The organism is Pseudomonas sp. FSL R10-0399, from assembly GCF_009600165.1.
Lineage (GTDB): Bacteria > Pseudomonadota > Gammaproteobacteria > Pseudomonadales > Pseudomonadaceae > Aquipseudomonas > Aquipseudomonas helleri.
The window spans coordinates 1-1,198 of the sequence record NZ_WIWK01000253.1 but is presented as its reverse complement, the minus strand read 5'-3'; the positions used below and the strand labels follow the sequence as shown (position 1 = coordinate 1,198).

General features: G+C 54.6%; 1 protein-coding gene. It reads left to right on the top strand.

Going from position 1 to position 1,198, the window contains the following annotated elements:
* Nucleotides 1-69 precede the first annotated feature (69 nt).
* A complete protein-coding gene (locus GHO41_RS29265) occupies nt 70-1,050 on the top strand; it encodes an IS5 family transposase (protein ID WP_153373929.1) in 981 nt (326 codons plus the stop codon).
* Nucleotides 1,051-1,198: the final 148 nt, after the last annotated feature.

Here is a 1,198-nt window from a genome sequence, read left to right as displayed (position 1 = left end):
CTTAGGGAAATCCTGAAAAAGACTTTCTGATTTGGCAAAATCTCCGGACACCAATCGCCGAGCTTTTCAATGAAGCAAATGACCTTCGCCGATGCCGAGTACGCCGGTAAGCGCAAGCAGACCCGCAAGGAATTGTTCCTGATCGAGATGGATCGTGTCGTACCCTGGAAGGGTTTGATTGCCCTGATCGAACCTCATTACCCGAAGGGCGAAGGTGGTCGTCCGGCCTATCCTTTGATGGCGATGCTGCGGGTTCATCTCATGCAGAACTGGTTCGGTTACAGCGATCCTGCGATGGAAGAAGCGCTGTACGAGACGACGATCTTGCGCCAGTTTTCCGGTCTGAGCCTGGAGCGGATCCCAGATGAAACTACCATCCTCAACTTCCGTCGCCTGCTGGAAAAGCACGAGTTGGCCGCTGGTATTCTCGGCGTGATCAATGGCTATCTGGGCGACCGTGGCTTGTCGCTGCGACAAGGCACCATCGTCGATGCCACGCTGATTCATGCGCCCAGTTCGACCAAGAACAAGGACGGCAAACGCGACCCGGAAATGCACCAGACAAAGAAAGGTAACCAGTATTACTTCGGTGCCAAAGCTCACATTGGTGTCGACGATGAGTCAGGGCTGGTGCACAGCGTGGTGGTCACTGCGGCCAACGTCGCGGACATAACCCAAGTCGACAAACTGCTACACGGTGCTGAGAACGTGGTCTGCGCCGATGCAGGCTATACCGGTGTCGAGAAGCGCGAAGAGCATGCGGGACGCCACGTCATCTGGCAGATTGCAGCCCGGCGCAGCACCTACAAAAAACATGGCAAACGCAGCGTATTGTACAAAGCGATACGCAAGATCGAGAAAGCCAAGGCTCAGGTTCGCGCCAAGGTTGAGCATCCATTTCGGGTGATCAAGCGCCAGTTTGGTTATACCAAAGTGCGCTTCCGGGGCTTGGTGAAAAACACTGCTCAAATGGTGACGCTGTTCGCCTTGTCGAACCTGTGGATGGCGCGTCGACATTTACTCTGCGGCGTGGGAGAGGTGCGTCCGTAATGGGGGAAATGGCTGCTAGGAGGCACTCGCAGCAGCAAAAAACATGAAATAGTCGGCAGATTTGACCGATTTTGAACGGCTGTCGTTTTTTGAAAGCGCCGATGGCTCAGTCGCCGAAAAATAGGCGGCTACTTCAGACCATCCTTAG